This is a genomic window from Deltaproteobacteria bacterium (assembly GCA_022340465.1).
In the GTDB taxonomy this organism is placed as follows: Bacteria; Desulfobacterota; Desulfobacteria; order Desulfobacterales; family B30-G6; genus JAJDNW01.
Genome location: JAJDNW010000123.1, coordinates 1 through 21767 on the forward strand (window position 1 = coordinate 1; position 21767 = coordinate 21767).

Here is a 21767-nt window from a genome sequence, read left to right on the forward strand (position 1 = left end):
ACGATTCGCTGTTTGCGGGACCGGGAAACGAGCTCTTTTTGCGTAACCTTGTAGTACTTGCAAACGAGTTTCTTGATCGTGTCGATGGTGATGACATCCTTCTGCCGGGCAATGTTTTTCACGATGCTTTCGGCCAGGTCCCGGTCGATGGGCACACCCAAAAGAGATGATTTGGCTGCGACACCGATCAGGCCGCTTTCCAGTTGCCGCACATTGTCGGTCAGTTCTCCGGCCAGGTATTCAATGACATCATCAGGAACATCAAAGTCGTTCAGGATCGATTTTTTCTTCAATATGCGCACTCTCGTACGAAAATCCGGCGCCTCCATCGAAGAGATCAACCCGCAGGAAAGCCTAGACCGCAGCTTATCATTGAGTTTGGGAATGTCGCCGGGCAGGTAGCAGCTGGAAAAAATGATCTTTTTGTTGGCATCGAACAGCGTATCCAGCGTGAGGGCCAGCTCAACCTGCGTGCGATTCTTGCCGGTCAGATAGTGAACATCCTCCAACAGCAGCACATCGCACTTTTCACGGTATTTATCCTTGAATGTATTGATCGCGTTGGTCTGAAAGGCGCAGACCATTTCATTGGCGAAATCTTCCGCCGTGACGTAGCAGACCCGCTCCGATGGAAATTCGGCAAGGATATGGTGACCGACCGCCTGCGACAGGTGGCTTTTGCCGTTTCCGGTCTCTGAAAGTAAAAAAAGCGCGTTCTGTTGATGGCTCGTTTTCGATGCCAGTGACAGGGCTGCCGAGTAGGCGAATCCATTATTCTCCCCGACAACGAATTGATCGAAGGTATAGTTGCCGCGCAACATCCTGCCGCAATACTGTCCGGGAGTGATAGCCGGCAGCGCCAGCTGGCGGTGTTTGGGGGTGGATGCTTCCCCTTCCGGCGCCTTTCCCGACACATTGATGTGCAGCTTGCAGTCGACGTTTGCCAAACGGCCCATTTCCGACTCAATCAGCCCGGCATAGTGTTCTTCGATTTTTTTCTGATAGATCAAGTTGGGGCATGTGACAGCAATACCGTCCGGCGTGGTTTCTTCAAACACGACGGGCTCGATCCACATTCTGTAGCTGTGTTCGGGTATTCTCCCCTTTACCGCATTTTTAGCTTCATTCCATATTGCTTCCATACGAGGATGTCTTTCTCCAGTCCAGATCAATGAAACTTACAAATTGTTATGGGGATTGCAAATCGAGACAAAAAAATATAAAAAATTTCGGTTTGTTAGAATTACAACCAAACTCGTTGAGAATCCCGTCAAACCGAGGTGAGATTTATTCAATTGGCCCAACAATGTCAAACCGGATGGTGCCGAATCTGGCGAGTGGTTTAAAACGGCAATTACCCACCTCATATCATTTTGATTTTATTGTTTTAAATAATATGCTACAATACAACCCGCTTCAATTCAAGGGTCTTTCGTTTTCAATTTTTCTCCAAGGATTTTAAGCAGATCCATCCTTATCAACAAGTTATTAACAATTCCCTTTTCTCCTATTTTCTTTGATTTATACCTATTTCCTCCTATTTTCATAATTATTTTTTCGGCATGCTAACAGAACGCTAACCCTGCTTTATTATTAATTTAATGAAAACACACCGCGACAAGCCGCTGGGTATCGTCCGATCGAACGGCGTCATCCAAATCGAATCGCCATCGAAATCGATACGACCCCTCCCGATTCCGATAGCGATCCGATTCGCGCTGCGAAAATACTGCCCTTGCTGAACACCGAGAGATTCTGGTATACTGGATTTTTATGCAAACCGACGAAATCATCATCCGGGGTGCGCGCCAGCACAACCTGAAAGACATCGACGTCACCCTGCCGCGCAACAAGCTGGTAGTCGTTACCGGTCTTTCAGGATCAGGCAAGTCGACCCTTGCCTTTGACACGCTCTATGCCGAGGGCCAGCGCCGGTATGTGGAATCTCTCTCCACCTACGCCCGCCAATTCCTGGAACGCATGGAGAAACCGGATGTTGACCTGATCGAAGGCCTTTCCCCGGCCATCGCCATCGAGCAGCGGTCGGCCGGACACAACCCCCGGTCCACCGTGGGGACCGTAACGGAAATATACGACTACCTGCGACTCCTTTTTGCCCGGGTTGGAACGGCCCACTGTTACCAGTGCGGAAGACCGATAACTCCCCAGAGTGTCGACCAAATTCTGGACCGTGTCATGCAGCGGCCCGCAGGGACCAAACTGATCGTACTGGCCCCGCTGGTCGCCGATCAGAAAGGAAGCCAACGGAAACTTTTGAACCGTCTGACAAAAGAGGGGTATGCACGCGTCAAGGTTGATGGAACCATCCGGGAACTCGAAACGATCGGCACGCTCGACAAGCGCCAAAGGCACACCATCGATGTCGTTGTCGACCGTCTGGTGGTGAAAAACGCGATGCGCAACAGGCTTGCCGATTCTTTGGAGCTGGCCCTGTCGCTGTCAGGCGGCCTCGTCACCTTTGACATTCCCGGGCAGGACAGCATCCTTTTCAGTGAAAAGGCCGCCTGCCGGCATTGCGGGATCAGTTATCCGGAATTTTCACCGGCCTCGTTCTCCTTCAACTCCCCCCAGGGTGCCTGCCCGAAATGCAACGGACTGGGTGCCATTACCGACATCGACCCCGACCTGATCGTTCCCAACCCCGACCTGTCCATAAGAGAAGGGGCCGTGAAACCGTGGGCCAACCGAAATACGGTTCACTTTGCCGAATTTCTGGATGCCCTTACCGCGCACTACCGCACCGATATCTACACCCCCTATAAGGATCTCCCGCAGCAATTCAGGAACGTCCTTCTTTATGGGTCCGAAGGCGAGGAAATACCCTTCTACTTCGAACGCAACCGGCGCCGTGTCACCTACCGCAAAACTTACGAGGGCATCATCCCCAATCTTACGCGGCGTTACATGGAAACGGGATCCGCCAGTTCCAGAGAGGAGATCAAGCAGTACATGAGCTTCAACCCCTGTCGGGCCTGCGGGGGGGCCAAGCTGAACAGGGCCAGTCGCGCCGTCAAAATCAACGGTCTCAATATCCACGAAATCAGCAAGTTGTCCGTTTCAGGCGCCATCGAGTTCTTCGGCGTATTCCAACTTTCCGGAAAAAAAAGCATCATCGCCGAAAAAATTTTAAAGGAAGTCAGGGAACGCCTGGGTTTTATTGCCCACGTGGGGCTGCCCTACCTGACCCTGGACAGATCGGCCAACACCCTGTCGGGAGGCGAAAGCCAGCGCATCCGCCTGGCCACTCAGATCGGGTCGAAGTTGAGCGGCGTGCTCTATGTCCTGGACGAGCCCAGCATCGGTCTTCACCAGAAAGACAATCAACGCCTTTTGGACGCATTGAAGAGGATGCGCGATCTGGGCAATACGGTGATTGTCGTCGAACATGACGACAACACCATTCAGACGGCGGACTACGTGGTCGACATGGGACCGGGAGCCGGTGTCAACGGCGGCCGGGTGGTTTTTTCAGGCCCGCCCGAGGCGCTTGTCAACCATCCCGATTCCCTGACCGGGCTCTACCTCTCCGGCCGTAAACGCATCGAGCTCCCCGACCGGCGACGGGCAGGCAACGGGCACAAGGTCACGCTGCACGGCGCCGCGCAGAACAATTTGAAAAATATCGACGTTTCGATACCGCTGGGACGGCTGACCTGCATCACCGGCGTGTCGGGTTCCGGAAAATCCAGCCTTATTCTCCAGACCCTTTTCCCGGCCCTTGCTCAGAAGCTGTACCACGCCAACATTCGGGCGGGAGCTCATACGGCCATTACCGGGTTGGCACATGTGGACAAGGTCATCCACATCGACCAGTCCCCCATCGGAAGGACTCCCCGGTCCAACCCGGGAACCTACACCGGTGTGTTTTCCCCCATCCGCGACCTCTTTTCCAGAACGCCGGAGGCACGCATGCGGGGATACAAGGGCGGCCGTTTCAGCTTCAACGTCAAGGGCGGCCGGTGCGAAGCCTGCCGCGGGGACGGCATCGTCAAAATCGAAATGCACTTCCTGCCGGATGTTTACGTCGCCTGCGACGTGTGCCACGGCAAACGGTACAACCGGGAGACGCTCGAAGTTAAATACAAGGGGCGCAACATTGCCGACGTCCTGCACATGACGGTTAACCAGGCGCTCAGATTCTTTGAAAGAATAGACAACATCAGCACGAAGCTCCGGACCCTCGTGGAAGTCGGCCTGGGCTACATCCAAATCGGCCAGCCGGCCACGACGCTTTCCGGCGGGGAGGCGCAACGCGTAAAGCTGGCCCGCGAACTCGGTAAAAAAGGTACGGGCAGGACCATTTACATCCTGGACGAACCCACCACCGGACTTCACACGGACGATATCCACAAACTGCTCACCGTTCTGAACCGTCTGGTGGACAGCGGCAATACGGTCGTGATTATCGAACACCACATGGACGTGATCAAAACGGCCGACCACGTGATCGATCTCGGGCCGGAGGGCGGGGACGAAGGCGGGTATGTAGTGGGCACCGGCACCCCTGAGGCGATTGCCGCGATTCCGGAATCGCACACGGGGCGGTATTTGAAACGCTATCTTGCAAAATAAAAAGGGCCCCGACCTGCAACGCAGAACGGGACCCTTCTTATTGGTACTACCAGTTGCTCTTAATGACCACCCAGCAGACCGGCGATCGCCGCGGCTTGCGGATGTGCATAAATAAGAATCAGAGAAACAACCAGTGCGTAAATACAGAGAGATTCGATCATGGCAAGACCGATCAGCAGGGTAACGGTAACCTTACCCGACGATTCCGGGTTTCTTGCAATGCCTTCAACGGCCGATTTGAGGCCGAGGCCCTGACCCAGGCCGCAGCCGAAGGCCGCAATGGCGATTCCGAACCCTGCTGCTGTTACGCATGCAATAAAAAAACTTAATGCTGTTGCTTCCATACCTACTGTTCCTCCTTGTTAGTGATTAATAGTTCGCTTCTTCCATCTACCCATTTATCTCATCACTCGGACCGCCGCCCATTCAGCAGGCCGGTGACACCAACTGCGAGGGAGTTTACGCCTCCCTTTTAGTGCGCGTGCTCCATGGCACCGGTAAAATACATGACCGACAGCAGGAAAAAGACAAAGGCCTGCACCAGGGCCACGAAAATACCCAGGGCCATGATCGGCAGCGGTGCGAAAAAGGCGCCCGCCAAAAAGAAAAGAATGCCCAGAACCAGTTCATGCCCCATCATGTTCCCGAAAAGCCGGAAGGAAAGGGAAAGTATCCGGGCAAGATGCCCAATGATCTCGATGGGCAGGATGATGGGGATCATCCACCATACAGGTCCCAGGAAATGTTTGATGTATTTGGCCCCGTGATATTTGATGCCGATGACATGCGTGAAAACGACGACGCAGAGGGCGCATGCCAGGGTCGTGTTGAGGTTGGCCGTCGGCGGAAAAAATCCGGGTACCAGCCCGATAAGGTTGCTGGCGGCGATAAAAATAAAAACGGTGCCTACTATCGGAAAAAGCCAGCGCCCCTCATCGCCGGTGATCGTCACGGCGAACTCTTCCAGACCCGAAATGAGGATTTCAAAAAAGTTCTGGCCTTTGGAAGGAACCAGCGTGACCGTCTTAGCCGCAATGGCACCCAGGATGATAAGAAGTGCCATGACAACCCACATGTAGACGACGTGCGGGTAGGCATGCGCAAAATGCGCTAAACCGATCACTTCAAAAAACTTTACAAAAAATAGATAGGGGTGTTCCATCCTTACAGTGCCTCCTTGAAAATTAAATTTTTAACCTCGATCAGCGTGGCCAGCATGATGCTGGCGACCACGACGGACAGGCCGACAAACAGGCCCAACGGCTCCACGTAGCCCCTGGAAATCAAAATGAAGAGGATCAGTCCGCTTACGAAGAACCGCAGGTAGTATTTAGCCAGAACAACGTTGTGGGATGTGAGCCTGGGCGGAGTCAGGGCCTTGCGGAGGGTCCGGGACAAAAGATGAAAATTGATCGTTACGATGAGCCCACCGAAGATAATGCCACTGGCAAAGCCGGCCTGACAGAAAAGAAGCCCGAAGGTGCTAGCCGCGACAAAAAGGATCCAGTTGGATCGGGTTACGAATTTTAAAAGTCTTTCCTGTATGTTCACTGTGGATATTTCGGTTTCCGTTAGAGTTTGCGACTTTTTCTGATGGCCAGGCCGATATTGCGGTATCCGGCCGCGATCCCCATGAACAAACCGACAAACATCAGCCAGGGGGCGGTGCCGAATTTACGGTCCAGCCACAGTCCGAAAGCGAGACCGATAAAAATGGACAGCGCCACCGCGAGGCCTATGCTGCTGAAGTAGGCAAGCTCCCTTATCGAACGCTTGGTATCCTCTTTCATTTGAAAGAACGCTTCATACCGTTGGAATCCGCCGCCCCCTGCCGGTTCGGCTCAGAATAAAACGACCTAACACAGGATTTTGGGCAAGTCAACGAAAAATAAAAGCGCGTGCCGCCCTGTCATGTGACGCGGCTCCGCCGCTTTTTAAACCTCTGCGGGCTCTGCGAGTGATGTAGCCCTTGCCCGGGGGCAACCGCCCTCCTGCCCCTCACAGAACAATCTCTCCGGCATCGAATACCGGCCCATCGATACATGCATGCCGGTAGGGCGAGTCCGGCGAGCTGCTCTCCACGGCGCACCCCAGGCAGGCTCCCATACCGCAGGCCATGAGCGTCTCGATGGAAACCTGGCAGGCAATGCCTTCCTTACGGCAAATAGCCGACACCTCACGCAGCATGGAGCTGGGGCCGCACGCGAACACGATGTCCGGTCTTTCACCGCCCAGGCTTTCGGCCAGCGGTTGCGTGACCAGACAACGGCTTCCGGCGCTGCCGTCATCGGTGGTAATCCTGATACGGATGCCCAGGCGCTCGAACCTGTCAAGGCACACCAGGTCTCCAGCCGACCTGCCGCCGATGAAAAGCGTAATCTGCGAACCGGACATGCCCCGCCGCCTCAGGTGTTCGGCCAGGAAAACAAACGGGGCGATGCCGATGCCGCCTGCTACCATGTGGACGGCCTTGAATCCGTCTCGAATCGAAAACCCCCGTCCAAGAGGCCCGAGGACATCCACCACATCCCCGGGCCGGCTCATGGAAAGCGCCTCCGTGCCGGCGCCAACGGTCTTGTACAGAATGTCGAAGCCGATCGAGCGACCCGCTTCCCTCACCAGATTGTGAATCGAAAAGGGCCTTCGTAGCAGGGGCGCCGTTTGCCCGGTCAGGCGGATCATGACAAACTGCCCCGGCACGGCTTTCCGGTAGCCCTCGTCACAGGCAATGCGCATCTGAAAATATCCCGGGCCGATCTCGCGGTTTGAGCATATCTTCGCGCCTGACAAGCACCGTTTGGTGTTGGTTTTTTTCATCTCTTCAGCAGGGTCCTGTCGGCAATTATTTTCCTGAGTCTTCTGGATCGCTTTATGAGATAAAGCCTGAAAAAATCAAAAGGCGTCGGAAGAATCTGTTGGCCGGTTTGCCACGATTTCAAGCGCCGGTCATCGCGGATATATGTTTGGAAATCCTCTTCCCGATTGTGCTTGAACCGCCCGGTTTCCAAATGGACCCTCGATCGCAGCGCCAGGCGTTGTCGCATCTGGGGAATGGAACGATATTGGTAGTGGCGATTGACAACCTTGCGGGGAGACCGTTTCCCCAGTCCGTTTGGATAGGAAATCTGAGTGGGGTTTCCCCGGTCGTCCAGGTCCGGCCACTCGAGAGAGGACGTGTGTTTGAAAAGCCTCGGTTCGCTATAGTTAATCTGGAAATGGGCCGGCAGGACCTCGAAGCTGTCGATCGAATCGTGGCCTTTCCGGTACCATGGTTTCTCAAAATCGCGCGGGGTAACGTAAAACTGGGCCTGGAGGGTGAAAATCAATTCAAAGCCGCGGCCCTCACAGTAGGCGATGTCCGGTTCGGGATCGTTTTCGAGAAATTCGTCGCTGTCGAGAATCAGGACCCAGTCACCTTCTTTGAATTCCCGGCGGACGCGGTTGTAGATATACCCCCGCAGCCCCACGCCGTAGCGACACGCCTTTTTTTCAAATGGAACGATCGCCGGGTTGCGTGCGCTGAGCGCTGTCACGCGTTCCCACGTGTCGTCGGTGCTGCCGTTGTCGAGGACATAAATGGCTTTGCAGAATCTGGACGCGTGCGTCAGCGAAAAAGTGATAATGTCCGCTTCATTCTTTACGATGCAGACGCCATACAAGTTGTTAGCCAATACACTGTCCCTTCCACAGGCGATGGCCTGAATTCGCTTTTTTTTTCGTGATCGCGCCTCACGGGTCCTGCCGCAAGCCGATGGCGGAGGCGAAACGTCCCGTGACGCCGTGGGCGCGGTATGAAAAAAACCGTGCGTCATGGCATTTCGTACACACCCTGCTTAACCATATGTTCTCTCTTGGCAGGCCTGCCGCCGCAAGCTGATCGAAACTGACGGCCCACAGATCGAATCGGTCTCGATCGTCCCGGTAACGCCAGAATTCCCGAGGGAATTCCGTCCGATAATTGACGAATTCCGCACAGCAGGGGCCGAGAGACGGACCGACAGCCGCTCTCACGTCCGAAGGGTCGCTGCCGAACCTCCGCTGCATCTCGCCTACCGTTCGACCGAGAATATTCTGCGTATTTCCCCGCCATCCCACATGCGCATTGGCGACTACATTTTTCTGCGGGTCGACCAACATGACAGCCTGACAATCCGCCGTCTGAATGACCAGGTAAACGCCCGGAAGATCCGTCATCATGGCATCCCCGGTGCCGGCGTGAAAAAAAGGGGGATTCACGCCATGCCCGGGCACATCTTCGATGACCAGGATATCGCTGCCATGAACCTGCCCGGCAAAAGCCAGCCGCCCTGCCCTGAGATATTCGGCAACCGCCTCGCGGTTCTTGGAAACCACATCGTCGCGGTCGCCCACACTGAACCCTACATTGAGACTGTCAAAAGGGGCCTTGGAGAACCCGCCGTTGCGTGTAAAGACAGCGTGCTGAACATGTGAAATTTCCGAAAGCATCGGAAATTGCAGTGTCTCCAAATTTTCTCTGGATGCCGTCACCGCGCCCCCTGCATTTTTCCGGCTCATACGGCCCGCGCCAGTGTCAGGATATCCACCTCCCTGGCGCCTCCTTTTAAAAGCGTCCGGGCACATTCGTTCACCGTGGATCCGGTGGTGTAAACGTCGTCCACCAGCAGAATACGCCTGTTTTTAACTTTAGCCGGGCTTTTGACCGAAAAGGCCCCTCGGATGTTCGTCAGCCGTTTCCGCCTCCCCAGGCCCGTTTGGGATGCCGTCTTCCGTCGGCGCACAAGAACGCCCTGGTCCACCGGGTCTCCCCAGGAGCGCGTCAGCAGATAGGCCTGGTTGAAACCACGCGCCCGGTAGCGTGAGGGGTGCAGAGGGACAGGTATGACCAGGTCGATCGTCCTTTCCCGCCAGTGGCGCTTGTAAAGCGCGGCCAGAAGATCCGCCAACGGAGGGCCCAGCTGGATCCTTCCCTTGTATTTGAAGGCGTGGATAACCGCCATGAGCGCCTGGTCGTAGACGCCGGCCGCCCTGGCGATGCCAAAGGGCTTTTCGCCGCCGAGACACTCCCCGCACAGGTGATCCCCGCCTTGCCTGCTTTTGAATATGAGTCCGCAGCGAACACATATGGGAGATTCGGCGGCCTCGAAACGCTTCAAGCACCCGTGACAGAGGTGCTCCGCCATCAGGCGGCGAAAGAGCGCCTCCAGTCCGGCCGGTGCTTTCGCGGCGGCCGGGTCCCGCCCATCGATCGCCACGTGAAAAAACCGGCCGCACGCCTTGCAGACAGGCGGAAACAAGGCGTTTTTCAGGATATTATAAATTCTTAGCAATCCTTTCGGCAAACGCCGAGCATTTGACCTTTCTGGCGCCGGCGATCTGGCGGGCCAGGTCATAGGTAACCGTGCCCTCCTTGATGGTAAGCTGCAGGGATCGGCGAATCGCGGACGCCGCTTCCTTCCACCCCAGATAGTCGAACATCATGGCGCCGGAAAGAATGAGCGAACTGGGATTCACCTTGTCCTGGCCGGCATATTTGGGGGCGGTGCCATGGGTCGCCTCGAATACGGCACACGCGTCACCAATGTTTGCCCCCGGGGCCATCCCCAAGCCGCCGACCTGTGCCGCCAGCGCGTCCGACAGGTAGTCCCCGTTCAGGTTCGGCGTCGCAATCACCTGAAACTCTTCGGGCCTCAGCAACACCTGCTGGAACAGCATATCCGCAATTCGGTCCTTGATCACCAACTTGCCCTCCGGAGGCTCACCGCCGTGTTTCGCAAATACGCTTTCTTCGGTAATGACCTTGTCGCCGAAGCGTTCCGCCGCCACTTCGTAGCCCCAGTTTCTGAAGGCCCCCTCCGTGAATTTCATGATGTTGCCCTTGTGCATCAGCGTTACGCTCGACTTTCGGTTTTCCAGGGCATAGGCGATGGCGGACGCCACCAGGCGCTTCGTTTTGGCCGCGCTGATGGGTTTGATGCCGATGCCCGCATCGGGAGGCAGCACCGTCGCCATCTCTTCCGACAGAAACTTGCTTACTTTTCCGGCTTCCTCACTGCCGGCCTGCCATTCGATCCCCGCATACAGGTCTTCGGTATTTTCCCGGAAGATAACCATGTCCACCTTCTCGGGATGTTTCAAGGGGCTCGGGACAGGATCGATGTAGTTTACCGGACGCACACAGGCAAACAAATCCAGCTGCTGGCGGATGGCGACGTTCACGCTGCGGATACCCTCGCCCACCGGCGTCGTCAGAGGCCCCTTGATGGCCACCACGTGCTCCCGGATCGAATCCAGGGTCTCTTCCGGCAGCCATTCACCGGTCGCGTTAAAGCCCTTTTCTCCGGCCAGCACTTCAAGCCAGGCAACAGCGCGCCCGCCTTTGTAGACTTTTTTCACGGCCTCGTCAAAAACCAGCCGGGAAGCGTTCCAAATGTCCGGACCGGTTCCGTCACCCTCGACAAAAGGAATCGTTACATGGTCCGGGACCTCCAGCTTGCCCTCTTTTTTCGTTATTTTCATTGCGATCCTCTCTTTTACCCTCCCCTACGGGGAACGAGATAAAATGCCACTTCCACCGGCGATCGCTACGGAAACAAGTCTGCCGCATGGAAACCTCACCGGGTCGGTAGACCCTTTTCTATTCCCGCCGGCTGAGCCGGCGGCTTATGAAGAACGTCATCGGCCGGCCCAACGCCCTTCTTCAGGCCGATCCGTCGCTGCCTTGGCGCTCCAACCGCTGCCGGTACACTTCATACATGACCACCCCCCCGGCAACCGAGGCATTCAACGAGTCGACGCGGCCCACCTGGGGAATGCCGATCAGCATATCGCAGTTTTTCCTAACCAGCGGCCGCAAGCCTTTCTCCTCACTGCCGACGACAATGGCCACAGGGCCCGATAAATCGGCTTGAAAAAGGCCGGCCCCTGACGCGCGATCGAGCCCCGCCACCCATAGGCCGGCCGATTTGACGGCGGTGATCGTCTTCACCAGATTGGTCACACGGGCCAGCCGGGTATGCTCCAAGGCACCGGCTGAAACGCCTGAGACGGTCGGCGTGGGCGTCGCCGACCGGTCCTTGGCTATCACCACACCCCAAATGCCGGCGCAATACGCCGTCCGTATCAAAGCCCCCAGATTGTGGGGATCCTGGATGCTGTCCAGCAGCAGCAGGCACGGGGCACCCCCACCGTCCACCGGTGCAAGAATTTCGTCGAGTCCCTGGTATGGAAATCCCGACACGGCGGCACACACTCCCTGATGCTGCCCTGTTTCAGCCATGGCGGACAACCGACGGGGCGACACGCGTGAAAGCGGGACCCCTTCCGCCGCCGCCCTTTCCTCGAGCGCTTTCAAGCGCGGCGTAACCCCGCCGCGAGACAGCCAGATCTCCCGGATGGTCCTTCTCCCCGCCCTCAACGCCTCATTTACCGGGTGGTAGCCGTACAGGATTTCCATAATTTTATCGCTGCGCACTAAAATTGAATGCGGCTGCGCCGCCACATATGCGTTGATTTCGTCAGCTCGTCAAACCGACCGCCGATCTCCGATCTGGTCAAGTCCTGATCTTAAGTTGTCACTTTTTCGATGTTGGACGTTCATCTTAGACCTCTGACCGCTGACCTCTGACACCTCACCGGTAGCTTTCGACAATGGCAATCAGTTCACCGGCAGCCTTTTCCAGTTCGTCGTTGACGACGATGTGGCGGTAGATGTTTTTTTGCGCCATTTCCCTGACCGCATTGCGCAAACGCTTGCGGATGGTTTCCGGGCTGTCGGTCGCCCTTCCTTCGAGGCGCTGCCCGAGCACCTCGAGCGAGGGCGGCATGACGAATATCGTGACGGCTTCAGGGAAACGCTCCAGAATCTGGAGGGTGCCCTGCACGTCGATGTCCAGAAGAACGTCCCTTCCGCCCGCCAGGGCATCTGACAGGAAGGCCGCCGAGGTGCCGTAGTAGTTGTCGTGAACCAACGCCCACTCGGCCCAGTAGGCCCGATCCAGTTTTTTCAGAAAATCTTCCCTGGAGATGAAGTGATAGTCCTCCCCGTCCTTTTCTCCGGCCCGGGGATCCCTGGTGGTGTAGGAGACGGAATAACAGATGTCCGGAAACCGGTCCAGGAGTCTTCCACACAGCGTCGTTTTGCCCGCTCCCGAGGGTGCGGAAACGACTAGCAGCGTCCCTTTTTTTCCCGATTTCTCAGCCAAACCAGTCCCTGCTACTCTTTCAAGGTCGCGTATCTCTGGGAAATCGTTTCCGCCTGTATGGCGGACAAAACGATATGGTTGCTGTCCATGACGATGATGGAGCGGGTTCTCCGCCCGTGGGTTGCGTCTATCAACCGCCTCTCTTCCCGGGCTTCGTCCTTCAGGCGCTTCATGGGTGCGGAATTGGGGGCCACGATACCCACCACGCGTTCGGCCACCACCGTGTTGCCGAAGCCGATATTCAACAGAGCCTTTTCCATATGTTTGCCTTTGTCGTTCGTTGAAAGCCGAATACTTATGGGGTCAAGAAGCCGAGTGAAACGCAGCTAATAGTTCACAGCTCATAGCTGATAGCGGGCGATGAGCTACGTGCTATCAGCTATGAGCTTTCCCATGGAACCCTCGAACCCTTTATTGGGTTTTGAATTGTGGATTAACCGGCGGTCAGTAATCCAGGGCTTCAGCCCTGAAAAAAACGAAGCGCCACCTAACACTGTAATCTATAATTCACAATTCATAATTACCAATTTCCCATTCCCCGCATGGAACATTAAGAGCGGCGCAGCCGCGTTTCGTGACAGCGCGCAGCGCTGTTACTATTCGATGTTCTGTACCTGCTCTCTGAGCTTCTCCAGCTCCGACTTGACCGCCACCACCATATGGGCCACCTCCGACTTCCCGGTCTTCGAGCCGATGGTGTTGAATTCGCGGTTGAATTCCTGCAGCAGAAAATTGAGCGGTTGACCCGCCGGCGCATCCCCGGCCATGATGGTGTGGAACTGTTTGATGTGGCTCTCCGCTCGCACGATCTCCTCGGAGATGTCACTCTTGTCGGCCAGCAGCGCCGCTTCCTGTTCCACACGCCCCTCGTCGATCCTGATCACGTCTTTTGCAAGCACCTGGATGCGCTCTCGCAAACGGTCCCGGTATTGGGCCGGCAGGCCTTTGCTTTTTTCCCTGATCGCAAGCAGGTGGTTTTCGATCGTTTTGAGCCGCACAACAAAGTCGTCGGCAATGTGCGCGCCTTCTCTTCTGCGCATGACATCCACCGCCCCCAGCGCTTCCCGGGCACAGGTTGCAACAACCGGCCATACGTAGTCGGCATCCCTGGGCTGCTCAACGGGTCTGATCATATCGCCCCTGGCCGCAATCAGCTCCAAGGGGATCTCTCCGGATGCGCCGATAAGTTCCTTAAGTTCAATCAAGGCCTTTTGGTATGCCCTGGCCTTCGGAACGTCGACTTCGTAGGCCGTCGATCCCTCGGATTCGTCCCGAACAGCCACCCTGACCTCGACCCGCCCCCTGGCAATACTTTCCGCTATCAGGGCCCGCAGTTTTTCCTCGACCGCCGGATATCCCTGCGGCATGCGCAAATTGATATCCAGATGCCGGCTGTTGTAGGAGCGCATCTCGATCTTGACGTTCACACTGTTTTGAGTCTTTTCAGCGTCGGCGTATGCCGTCATGCTTTTGATCATTGCCTACCTCGTCGGGTGTCCGTGGATGTCCGTATTTCATATCCCTGAGATACCTGTCGCGAACCAGGGTTAAAAAGTCCTGCATTTTTTCCCCGGCATAGTCCGGATATGTCCAGGGAAGGGCCCTGAAAGCCCCCTTCTGGTACATCAGCGTCAGGTCGGCATAAATGCCGCCACCGATGTAAATGCGGTGGGTGAAGTTTTTCCCGGTGGCCAGTACGAAGCGTTCGGCGAGCATATACCCCGGATCGATATTGACCCTGCGCTTGCCCTCGATGGCATACGTATCTTCGATGGCGTTGGTCGTTCGCTTGATGGATGCCAGCGCGCCCTGGTTTATCAAGCCGCCGAAAGCCATTACCCGCCTGAAAAGCGGCTCACCCATTTCCCGGCTATAGTAAGAGGTAAAGTCAAAAGGAATCCAACCACTTACCAGGTCCAGAGGCCCGAACTGGGCCTGCAAATCTTCCACCACCGGGCCGATCAGGCTTCTTTCCTTCAAAAAAAGACCGGCGACCAGCTTTGCCGGACGCGGCGGTACGGGGCGGCTCATAGGGATTTGGCTTCGTCGATCAGCATGATCGGAATGCCTTCCCTGATTTCATATACCAGGCGGCATTTTTCACAAACGAGGCCGTCTTCTTTTTCGTTCAAATGGATATCCCCCTTGCACTTGGGGCAGGCCAGAATATCCAGCAATTCACTGCTGAGTGCCATGGTTACCTCCTGATCCCCAACGCTGCAACGCTGGGGTAAACTGTCGTTTCATAACAGAATAAAATGGTGCTTGCAAAAATAAAATCGCTATGCCATTCATTAGCGACAATCTTTGGGATGACAAGTTGTTACATCGATAAAGCAGCGGTTTTCGCGACATCGACAAATGATCGGACGGTCGCACCCTCTTGTCGATTTAAATTCGAATTCCCGGCTGCTTGCAGTGCGGGATGAATTCAAATTATAGATGAGGATTTATTTATTTGCGGAAGAGCGATACCGGAATCCGGAGGATTCCGGCAACATTCCGAAATACCCTGCAGTTTGCTGCAGGGATATGAATTTTGGTCTTTCGCATAGGGGCGACGTAGTCGCGTTTCATAAAATCGTGGAACACGATTTTATTCTCGATTGCCAACGCCGCTGAAGCGAGGAATATATGTACATCGTCACCGGAGGCGCCGGCTTTATCGGCAGTGCGGTTGTTTGGAAACTCAATTCAGAGGGCATTGAAGACATCCTCGTGGTCGACAACCTGGGCCGTTCCGACAAGTGGAAGAACCTGGTAAACCGCAGTTTTACGGACTATGTTCACAAATCGGAGTTTCTGGCGGCCCTTGGCGCAGGCAAAATCGGACCCGTCGATGCCATCGTGCACATGGGAGCCTGTTCGTCGACCACCGAAACGGACGCCGACTTTCTGATGGGCAACAACTTCCACTATTCGACCGCCCTGGCTGAATATGCCCTGAAAAACGATATCCGCATGATCAATGCCTCCAGCGCCGCCACCTATGGGGACGGTTCGGCGGGCTTTTCGGATGGCATCGAAAAAATAAAGCAGCTCAAACCGCTCAACATGTACGGCTATTCGAAACAGCTTTTCGACCTGTGGGCCCTGCGGACAGGCGCTCTGGACAGGATCGCCAGTCTGAAATTTTTTAATGTCTTCGGCCCCAACGAATATCACAAGGTCGACATGTGCAGCATGGTATACCGGGGATATCACCAGATCCGTGAAAGCGGCAGCCTGAGGCTGTTCAAATCGTATCGCCCGGCATTTGCCGACGGCGCTCAAAGCCGGGACTTTGTGTATGTCAAAGACTGTGTCGATGTCGTCTGGTGGCTGCTGCAGAACCCCGATGTCGGCGGTGTGTACAATGTCGGCACAGGAGTGGACCGGACATGGAACGATCTGGCGGCAGCCCTTTTCAGTGCCATGGGGAAAAAAAAGAACGTCGCCTACATCGAGATGCCAGAAACATTGAAGGGCCGCTATCAATATTACACCCGGGCCGAAATGGACAAACTCGGCCAAGCCGGGTGTCCGGTTGAATTTACCAGCCTGGAGGCCGCCGTGCTGGACTATGTCCAAAACTACCTCGAAGAAGAGGATTGCTATCTTTAGCATCCGGGCATTGAACACAATCATTAAATGAGAAACCATGTTTGACGACGCATTAAATGAACACATCCGCTGTTTCGAGGCCCTTGGGAAGCTTAGGGAGCTCATAGCCGGCGCCGCAGAAATAATCACCGAGGCGCTTGCGGGCGGGAATAAAATTTTGATCTGCGGCAACGGCGGCTCCGCAGCGGACGCCCAGCACTTTGCCGCCGAAATTGTGGGGCGTTTCACGCGAGAGAGAGCGGCCTGGCCGGCCCTCGCCCTGACGACCGACACTTCCGTTGTGACAGCCGTCGCCAACGACTATGGGTATGAAAGCGTGTTTTCGAGGCAGGTGGAAGCCCTCGGGCGGCCGGGCGACATTTTGATCGGCATTTCAACATCCGGAAATTCTGCAAATGTGATCAAGGCCTTGCACCAGGCGCGTAAGAACAGCCTTAAAACCATCGTCCTGACAGGCGGCAACGGCGGTGAACTCGCCGAACAGGCCGATACCGCCGTCAACGTCGCTGCGAACGTCACCGCGCGGATTCAGGAAGCGCACATTTTCATTCTCCATTATTGGGCCGACGCGGCCGAGTCGGCCCTGATCGAAAAAAAGGGGCCCCGGTAATGCACTGCCCCGACTTCTCCAGCAGGTACGTGGTGGTCATTGGCGACATCATGCTGGACCGGTACTACTGGGGTGAAGTGGATCGGATCTCGCCGGAGGCGCCCGTTCCGGTTGTGATAGTGAATCGGAAAACCGTGACGCTCGGCGGCGCCGGCAATGTGGCCACGAATCTAAAAGGCTTGAACTGCGGCCACATGCTGATCGGGCTGAGGGGGATGGATACCAACGGCGACATCCTGGTGCGTGTCCTCGAAAAAGAGGGGATCCGTCATCGCCTGGTCGCTGTCCAGACCCATCCGACCACCACAAAAACACGGGTTTTGGGCCAGGGGCAGCAGCTGGTACGGCTGGACGAGGAAAGATCGGTGGGGATCGACCGCCGGACCGTTCAGGAACTGCTGAATACGTTCGAAACCTGCCTGGATGGGGCCGATGCGGTCGTCATCTCGGATTACGGCAAGGGGATCTTCGAATCGGAAGCCGCGCACGGCATCATCCAACAGTGCCGCAACCGACACATTCCCGTTTTTGTCGATCCCAAAGGCCTTTCCTGGGAACGGTATAAAGGCGCCACCTGTATTACACCCAACACCGCCGAATTCAAGCGCATTGCCCCCTTCCCGGAACACGACGAAAAGGGACTGCAACGCCAGGCCGAACGCGTGATGGCGGCATGCGGTCTCGAATACCTGCTCCTGACCCAGGGCGCGCGGGGAATGTCTTTGTTCCGCCGTTCAAAACCGGCGATCCACATCGACACCGAAGCGCAGGAGGTGTTCGACGTTTCGGGTGCGGGCGACACCGTCATCGCTTCCCTTGCCGCCGCATGCAGCGCAGGCATGGCCATGACCGATGCCGCCCGTCTGGCCAACACGGCGGCCGGGATCGTCGTGGGAAAAATCGGAACCCAGCCTGTTAACTACGCCGAACTCAGGCAGGCCCTGTCGAGTCGAACCGTCACCGGCGCCCGAAAAGTCGTAACGATCGACCAGGCGGCGGAGATGGCCGCGGACTGGCGCAGGGACGGCCGCCTCGTGGTGTTCACCAACGGCTGCTTCGACATCCTGCATGTGGGGCACATCAAACTGCTTCACGCCGCAGCGGCTGAAGGCGACAGGCTGATTGTCGGCCTCAATTCGGACAGTTCGGTCAAACGCCTCAAGGGCGATTCGCGGCCTATCGTGCCCGAGGAGGAACGGGCCGAATTGCTGGCCAGCATACGGGGCGTTGATCTGGTGGTTGTATTCGGCGAGGATACACCCATCGATCTCATCCGTCGACTAAAGCCGGACGTCCTTGTCAAGGGCGGGGACTACACGCCTGAAACCGTTGTGGGTCATGACATCGTCGCCGCGGGGGGGGGACAAACCGTCATCGTGCCTTTGATCGACGGCATCAGCAGCAGCCATGTGATCGACGCCATCAAGCAAAAATGACGACATCCCCGGACCGGCGTTGCCCTGCAACGGCTTCGGGGCCTTTTTTTGAAGCAGCGCCACATACTTAATCTTTTTGTACTTTCTGGGGTCGTACCTGAAGCTGCCCAAAATTTCAATATCGAGCTGCCGTTTCCAGGATCCCGGGATGATTGCGGAAGGCTTTGCGTCCGAAAACAAAACCAGCGGCAGCCTTGGGATGGCAGGGTCCCCCTTCTCGAAATTGATCGGCGTAACCCGCTTGCCGATTTCCCAAACTTCAATGGGATCGATACGCCCGGCATGGTAAAAATCGACGCCCTCAAGGCGCTTCATTTCCCGAACGCCTCTGAGCGAGCGGTATTGCGGATTGTTCCTGAAAACCGGCGAACGATAGAGAATCGGCGGCAGCGACAGGTTGATCAGACACACGAGCACGACGTTGAGAACGAAAAGACCACCCGCCTTGCGCCGCCCCCCAAAAAGCACCGTAAGACCGGCGATGCCCCAAAAAGCCGCACTCCACAAAATAAGGCCGGTCACCGTGATCAATGCCCGGCGCCATCCGAAAACCCCCAGGAATACCGGCGCCGCCAGCGCAACCCCGCACGCCAGGATCGTTTGAGCCCACAACAGCCACCGGTCCCCCCGGCCGGGCGTCTGCCGGCCGAACACCCGCACCAGTGACCGAAAAATGTGTCCCACCATCATGGCGGTGGGGATAATGACGGGGATCAGGTAGCGCTCTTTTTTTTCCGGAATGATCGACAGCAGCACCAGGCTTACGATGATCCAACACAGCACAAATCGGTAGCGCCCGTAGGCATCGACATGCTTGCCGGCATAGGGTTTGACAAAGCCCGCTACGGTGAACAAGACCCAAATCCCGGTGTAAAAGGGAAAGGATCCATAAAAATAGAAAGGTCGCACATGACTGCTTGCCCAGGATGAAACCTCCCGGGCGGCCATCGCTTTGACGATCTCGGGATGGGCAGCGTAAATGTAAAGCGGCCAGAGGCTGCTGACAACGGCCAGAACAGCCAGCGAAAGGCAGAGCCAGATCCATTTTTCTCGGACAGGACGCCAGCCGTAGGCGAAGCCGTATGCCCCCGCAAAGGGAAGCAACGACCCGTAAAAGGCCACAGGCCCCTTGCTCATGAAGGAAAAAGCCAGACACAGGCCTGCCAGCAGAAAGGGTGCCCCCGTGCCGGTGTCCCTCTGCCAACCGTAGGCCAGGGCCCAGATGGCGGCCAGCATGAAACTATGGGTGTAAACATCCCAGTTGCCCCTGCGTCCGTTATCGATAATGAGCATACTGGTAGCCAATACAGCCGCCCCGAAAAATGGCAGGAGGCCATCGTCCGAAAAGGTCCGCATCAAGCCCCAGAGTGAGAACACCATCAGAGAGGCGACCAGGGCGGCCGGAAGCCGCATGAGGGTTTTATTGTCGACATCGCCTCCGGCCAGGCCTACCGCTGCCGTGATCCAGGTCGGCAGAGGCGGCTTGGCGACTCGCAGCTCGCCGTTCAGCGTGGGGATCAGCCAGTTGTGGTAGCGCACCATCTCCCGGGCGGTTACAAAATTGCGGGCCTCCATCAAGTCGACGTCGTGCGCCCCGAGATGGACGAAAAATGAACAGAAGCAGATCAGCGCCAGGGCCGGCAGCTGGAACTCTTTTTTTGCATAAACGGTCATCGTTTTACCGTCTTAAAGGTTATACCGATTGCCATAAGTCTATTCCCAACTAGCGGCCGTCCCTGATATTTTCAAGGCGGCACATCGAAAGGGTGCCTTTTTTGTGCCCGCCGGATGGATGATGAGGCTTGGCAGATTTTTAATAAAACAAGTTGTTGGAACCAATATCAATCCGGCTGGGCACTGCGACAGCCATACAGAGTGTTAATGATATGCCTTCTTGAAAATATCAGGGACGGCCATGCATGCCATTCGGAACATTTTCCGGCAACCACTATAGAACGATCGATCTCAGTCCTGAATTAAAATTAGTATAATATTCGTATGATGAATACAATCAATATACGGACCTATAACCGATAACAAGGTAAAAACCTGCCGACCGAGGGGTGATGCCGCCCCGGCAATCGTTATGCCTTATTCCGGGTTATAGATCCGATAAAATATTGACGCACGGGCCGTGTTTTGGCATGGTCGTTTTGAACTGCGGAAACGCTCGCTTGCCCTGCAGCTAGTGCTGTGCCCTGCAAACGGTTCCCGTCTTTTACCCGACACCGGCCACCTGCCCTTTAGCGGGGTGGTTCGCAACCCAGATGAGGAGTCCACCCCATGACCACAACCTCCGGAAGACAAAAATGATCCGAGCCGATATTGTACACACCATGAACTCAGTCTATGGGAGGCGCAACCTCTACGGCGCCCGCAGCGCCTACATTGCCCGCGCCACCCCAAAGAACATGAAGCTGCTGGCCTACTGCAAGGATGTCGAACCGCAGGCCTACCAGTCCCCCAACGTCGCCGCCATTCGGGTTCCGCTGTCCTTCTGGTACCGCGCCAGACGATCGTTGATGGCCAGGGCGGGATCGGCCCAGGGAAAGCGAAGAGCGTCCTGGCGGGGCTTCGATCTCTTGACGGCGCGGAAACTGTTGCGGCTTAAAAGCGGTACGATAAAGGTGTTTCACAGCTGGGAGTCGATGCCCGCAACCTATGCGACGGTGCGAAAGCGGCATCCGGGCGCCGTCATTCTCAGGGATGTTACCGTTGCCAGGCGTTTCGAATATCGCAGCGGCGAAGATTTCATGAACGAAGTGCCGCTGGTCGATCGCTTTCTGTCGCCTTCGGGTTATGTGACGGAGTCCCTTCTGGGTTGGGGGATCCCCGATAAAAAGATTATCTACATCCCCTTCGGTGTCGACACGACGATGTTCAGACCGGCACCGTCCCGGGCTCCAAAGCCGATCCGGTTCGCCTTCACCGGAAAGGTGTCCGCCCGAAAGGGCATCTTGAAGCTTATCAGGGTCTGGAAGCGGCTGGGCATCCCCGAAGCGGAACTGCACCTCTACGGAACGGTGGAAACCGAAGTTCAAGAGCAGCTTGCGGACGTTTCCGGCGTATACACCTACGGCTTCATGGACATCACGGACGAACTCCCCAAAAATCATGTCTTCGTGTTCCCCTCGCTTTTTGAAGGGTCCTCGAAGTCGGTTTTCGAGGCCCTTGCCTGCGGGCTGCCGGTCATCACCACCCCCAATTCGGGCTCGGTGGTACGACATGGGATCGACGGTTTCATCGTTGAGCCGGAGGACGAAAAAGCGCTGGGCGAAGCCATCCAAAGCTTATACGCCAACCATCGCCTACGCGAGGAAATGGGCGTCAATGCGCGGCATC

The 21767-nt window shown here is 56.2% G+C and carries 21 protein-coding genes and 1 pseudogene; 5 read left to right on the forward strand and 17 right to left on the reverse strand.

What is annotated here, in order from left to right; genetic code table 11:
* Window positions 1-1142, reverse strand: a 1142-nt coding sequence (locus LJE94_16650) for a chromosomal replication initiator protein DnaA (protein MCG6911732.1), incomplete at its 3' end; no start/stop codon positions are given.
* A 631-nt stretch (window positions 1143-1773) separates the two neighbouring features.
* Here LJE94_16650 and uvrA point away from each other — a divergent pair.
* Window positions 1774-4593: an excinuclease ABC subunit UvrA gene (uvrA, locus tag LJE94_16655; GenBank protein MCG6911733.1), complete on the forward strand. Its 2820-nt coding sequence runs from the start codon at window positions 1774-1776 to the stop codon at window positions 4591-4593.
* Between the two features lie 59 nt (window positions 4594-4652).
* Here uvrA and atpE read toward each other — a convergent pair whose 3' ends face one another.
* The 15 genes from atpE to LJE94_16730 all read right to left on the reverse strand — a co-directional run bounded on the left by atpE (window position 4653) and on the right by LJE94_16730 (window position 14971).
* A complete protein-coding gene (gene atpE / locus LJE94_16660) occupies window positions 4653-4937 on the reverse strand; it encodes an ATP synthase F0 subunit C (GenBank protein MCG6911734.1) in 285 nt (94 codons plus the stop codon).
* A gap of 128 nt (window positions 4938-5065) precedes the next feature.
* Window positions 5066-5755 (reverse strand): F0F1 ATP synthase subunit A, encoded by a 690-nt coding sequence (atpB, locus tag LJE94_16665; GenBank protein MCG6911735.1) that lies wholly within the window; start codon window positions 5753-5755, stop codon window positions 5066-5068.
* Window positions 5756-5757: 2 nt separating this feature from the next.
* The gene (locus LJE94_16670) at window positions 5758-6144 is read right to left on the reverse strand and encodes an ATP synthase subunit I (GenBank protein MCG6911736.1); all 387 of its coding nucleotides are present in this window, start codon (window positions 6142-6144) and stop codon (window positions 5758-5760) included.
* A gap of 20 nt (window positions 6145-6164) precedes the next feature.
* On the reverse strand, window positions 6165-6383 hold the full coding sequence (locus tag LJE94_16675; protein MCG6911737.1) for an AtpZ/AtpI family protein: 219 nt from the start codon (window positions 6381-6383) through the stop codon (window positions 6165-6167).
* Between the two features lie 208 nt (window positions 6384-6591).
* Window positions 6592-7410, reverse strand: coding sequence for a dihydroorotate dehydrogenase electron transfer subunit (locus LJE94_16680; GenBank protein ID MCG6911738.1), 819 nt, complete (start codon window positions 7408-7410; stop codon window positions 6592-6594).
* Window positions 7407-8264, reverse strand: a complete 858-nt coding sequence (locus LJE94_16685; GenBank protein ID MCG6911739.1) for a glycosyltransferase family 2 protein — start codon at window positions 8262-8264, stop codon at window positions 7407-7409. Before LJE94_16685 ends, LJE94_16680 begins: the two co-directional genes overlap by 4 nt.
* A 58-nt stretch (window positions 8265-8322) precedes the next feature.
* Window positions 8323-9102 carry a peptidoglycan editing factor PgeF gene (gene pgeF / locus LJE94_16690; protein MCG6911740.1) on the reverse strand — a complete coding sequence of 260 codons (780 nt, stop codon included), beginning with the start codon at window positions 9100-9102 and terminating at the stop codon, window positions 8323-8325.
* Between the two features lie 23 nt (window positions 9103-9125).
* Window positions 9126-9902 carry a ComF family protein gene (locus LJE94_16695; GenBank protein ID MCG6911741.1) on the reverse strand — a complete coding sequence of 259 codons (777 nt, stop codon included), beginning with the start codon at window positions 9900-9902 and terminating at the stop codon, window positions 9126-9128.
* On the reverse strand, window positions 9886-11091 hold the full coding sequence (gene icd, locus LJE94_16700; GenBank protein ID MCG6911742.1) for an isocitrate dehydrogenase (NADP(+)): 1206 nt from the start codon (window positions 11089-11091) through the stop codon (window positions 9886-9888). The genes LJE94_16695 and icd overlap by 17 nt, the downstream gene beginning before the upstream one ends.
* Before the next feature lie 181 nt (window positions 11092-11272).
* The gene (rlmB, locus tag LJE94_16705; protein ID MCG6911743.1) at window positions 11273-12028 is read right to left on the reverse strand and encodes a 23S rRNA (guanosine(2251)-2'-O)-methyltransferase RlmB; all 756 of its coding nucleotides are present in this window, start codon (window positions 12026-12028) and stop codon (window positions 11273-11275) included.
* Between the two features lie 175 nt (window positions 12029-12203).
* Window positions 12204-12776: a guanylate kinase gene (gmk, locus tag LJE94_16710; protein ID MCG6911744.1), complete on the reverse strand. Its 573-nt coding sequence runs from the start codon at window positions 12774-12776 to the stop codon at window positions 12204-12206.
* 11 nt (window positions 12777-12787) lie between these two features.
* The gene (locus LJE94_16715) at window positions 12788-13036 is read right to left on the reverse strand and encodes a DUF370 domain-containing protein (protein MCG6911745.1); all 249 of its coding nucleotides are present in this window, start codon (window positions 13034-13036) and stop codon (window positions 12788-12790) included.
* A gap of 336 nt (window positions 13037-13372) precedes the next feature.
* A complete protein-coding gene (locus LJE94_16720) occupies window positions 13373-14254 on the reverse strand; it encodes a YicC family protein (GenBank protein ID MCG6911746.1) in 882 nt (293 codons plus the stop codon).
* Window positions 14220-14807 (reverse strand): DUF4416 family protein, encoded by a 588-nt coding sequence (locus LJE94_16725; protein ID MCG6911747.1) that lies wholly within the window; start codon window positions 14805-14807, stop codon window positions 14220-14222. Before LJE94_16725 ends, LJE94_16720 begins: the two co-directional genes overlap by 35 nt.
* A complete protein-coding gene (locus LJE94_16730) occupies window positions 14804-14971 on the reverse strand; it encodes a Trm112 family protein (protein MCG6911748.1) in 168 nt (55 codons plus the stop codon). The genes LJE94_16725 and LJE94_16730 overlap by 4 nt, the downstream gene beginning before the upstream one ends.
* A 439-nt stretch (window positions 14972-15410) precedes the next feature.
* On the opposite strand from LJE94_16730, the gene rfaD reads away from it, so the two are divergent.
* The 3 genes from rfaD to hldE are packed head-to-tail and all read left to right on the forward strand — an operon-like array spanning window position 15411 to window position 18425.
* A complete protein-coding gene (gene rfaD / locus LJE94_16735) occupies window positions 15411-16379 on the forward strand; it encodes an ADP-glyceromanno-heptose 6-epimerase (protein ID MCG6911749.1) in 969 nt (322 codons plus the stop codon).
* Window positions 16380-16416: 37 nt separating this feature from the next.
* A complete protein-coding gene (gene gmhA, locus LJE94_16740; GenBank protein MCG6911750.1) occupies window positions 16417-16989 on the forward strand; it encodes a D-sedoheptulose 7-phosphate isomerase in 573 nt (190 codons plus the stop codon).
* A complete protein-coding gene (gene hldE / locus LJE94_16745) occupies window positions 16989-18425 on the forward strand; it encodes a bifunctional D-glycero-beta-D-manno-heptose-7-phosphate kinase/D-glycero-beta-D-manno-heptose 1-phosphate adenylyltransferase HldE (protein ID MCG6911751.1) in 1437 nt (478 codons plus the stop codon). Before gmhA ends, hldE begins: the two co-directional genes overlap by 1 nt.
* 642 nt (window positions 18426-19067) lie before the next feature.
* Here hldE and LJE94_16750 read toward each other — a convergent pair.
* Window positions 19068-19967 (reverse strand): annotated as a pseudogene (locus LJE94_16750) (glycosyltransferase family 39 protein).
* 767 nt (window positions 19968-20734) lie between these two features.
* Between LJE94_16750 and LJE94_16755 the strand changes: the two are divergent.
* Window positions 20735-21767: glycosyltransferase family 4 protein (locus tag LJE94_16755; protein ID MCG6911752.1), on the forward strand; the 1033-nt coding region annotated here is incomplete at its 3' end.

Coding starts and splice junctions, on each gene's coding strand:
- LJE94_16730 (MCG6911748.1), bottom strand. CDS start 14,971: ATGGCACTCAGCAGTGAATTGCTGGATATTCTGGCCTGCCCCAAGTGC.
- LJE94_16725 (MCG6911747.1), bottom strand. CDS start 14,807: ATGAGCCGCCCCGTACCGCCGCGTCCGGCAAAGCTGGTCGCCGGTCTT.
- rfaD (MCG6911749.1), top strand. CDS start 15,411: ATGTACATCGTCACCGGAGGCGCCGGCTTTATCGGCAGTGCGGTTGTT.
- atpB (MCG6911735.1), bottom strand. CDS start 5,755: ATGGAACACCCCTATCTATTTTTTGTAAAGTTTTTTGAAGTGATCGGT.
- LJE94_16675 (MCG6911737.1), bottom strand. CDS start 6,383: ATGAAAGAGGATACCAAGCGTTCGATAAGGGAGCTTGCCTACTTCAGC.
- rlmB (MCG6911743.1), bottom strand. CDS start 12,028: ATGGAAATCCTGTACGGCTACCACCCGGTAAATGAGGCGTTGAGGGCG.
- hldE (MCG6911751.1), top strand. CDS start 16,989: ATGCACTGCCCCGACTTCTCCAGCAGGTACGTGGTGGTCATTGGCGAC.
- atpE (MCG6911734.1), bottom strand. CDS start 4,937: ATGGAAGCAACAGCATTAAGTTTTTTTATTGCATGCGTAACAGCAGCA.
- uvrA (MCG6911733.1), top strand. CDS start 1,774: ATGCAAACCGACGAAATCATCATCCGGGGTGCGCGCCAGCACAACCTG.
- LJE94_16720 (MCG6911746.1), bottom strand. CDS start 14,254: ATGATCAAAAGCATGACGGCATACGCCGACGCTGAAAAGACTCAAAAC.
- icd (MCG6911742.1), bottom strand. CDS start 11,091: ATGAAAATAACGAAAAAAGAGGGCAAGCTGGAGGTCCCGGACCATGTA.
- LJE94_16680 (MCG6911738.1), bottom strand. CDS start 7,410: ATGAAAAAAACCAACACCAAACGGTGCTTGTCAGGCGCGAAGATATGC.
- LJE94_16715 (MCG6911745.1), bottom strand. CDS start 13,036: ATGGAAAAGGCTCTGTTGAATATCGGCTTCGGCAACACGGTGGTGGCC.
- gmhA (MCG6911750.1), top strand. CDS start 16,417: ATGTTTGACGACGCATTAAATGAACACATCCGCTGTTTCGAGGCCCTT.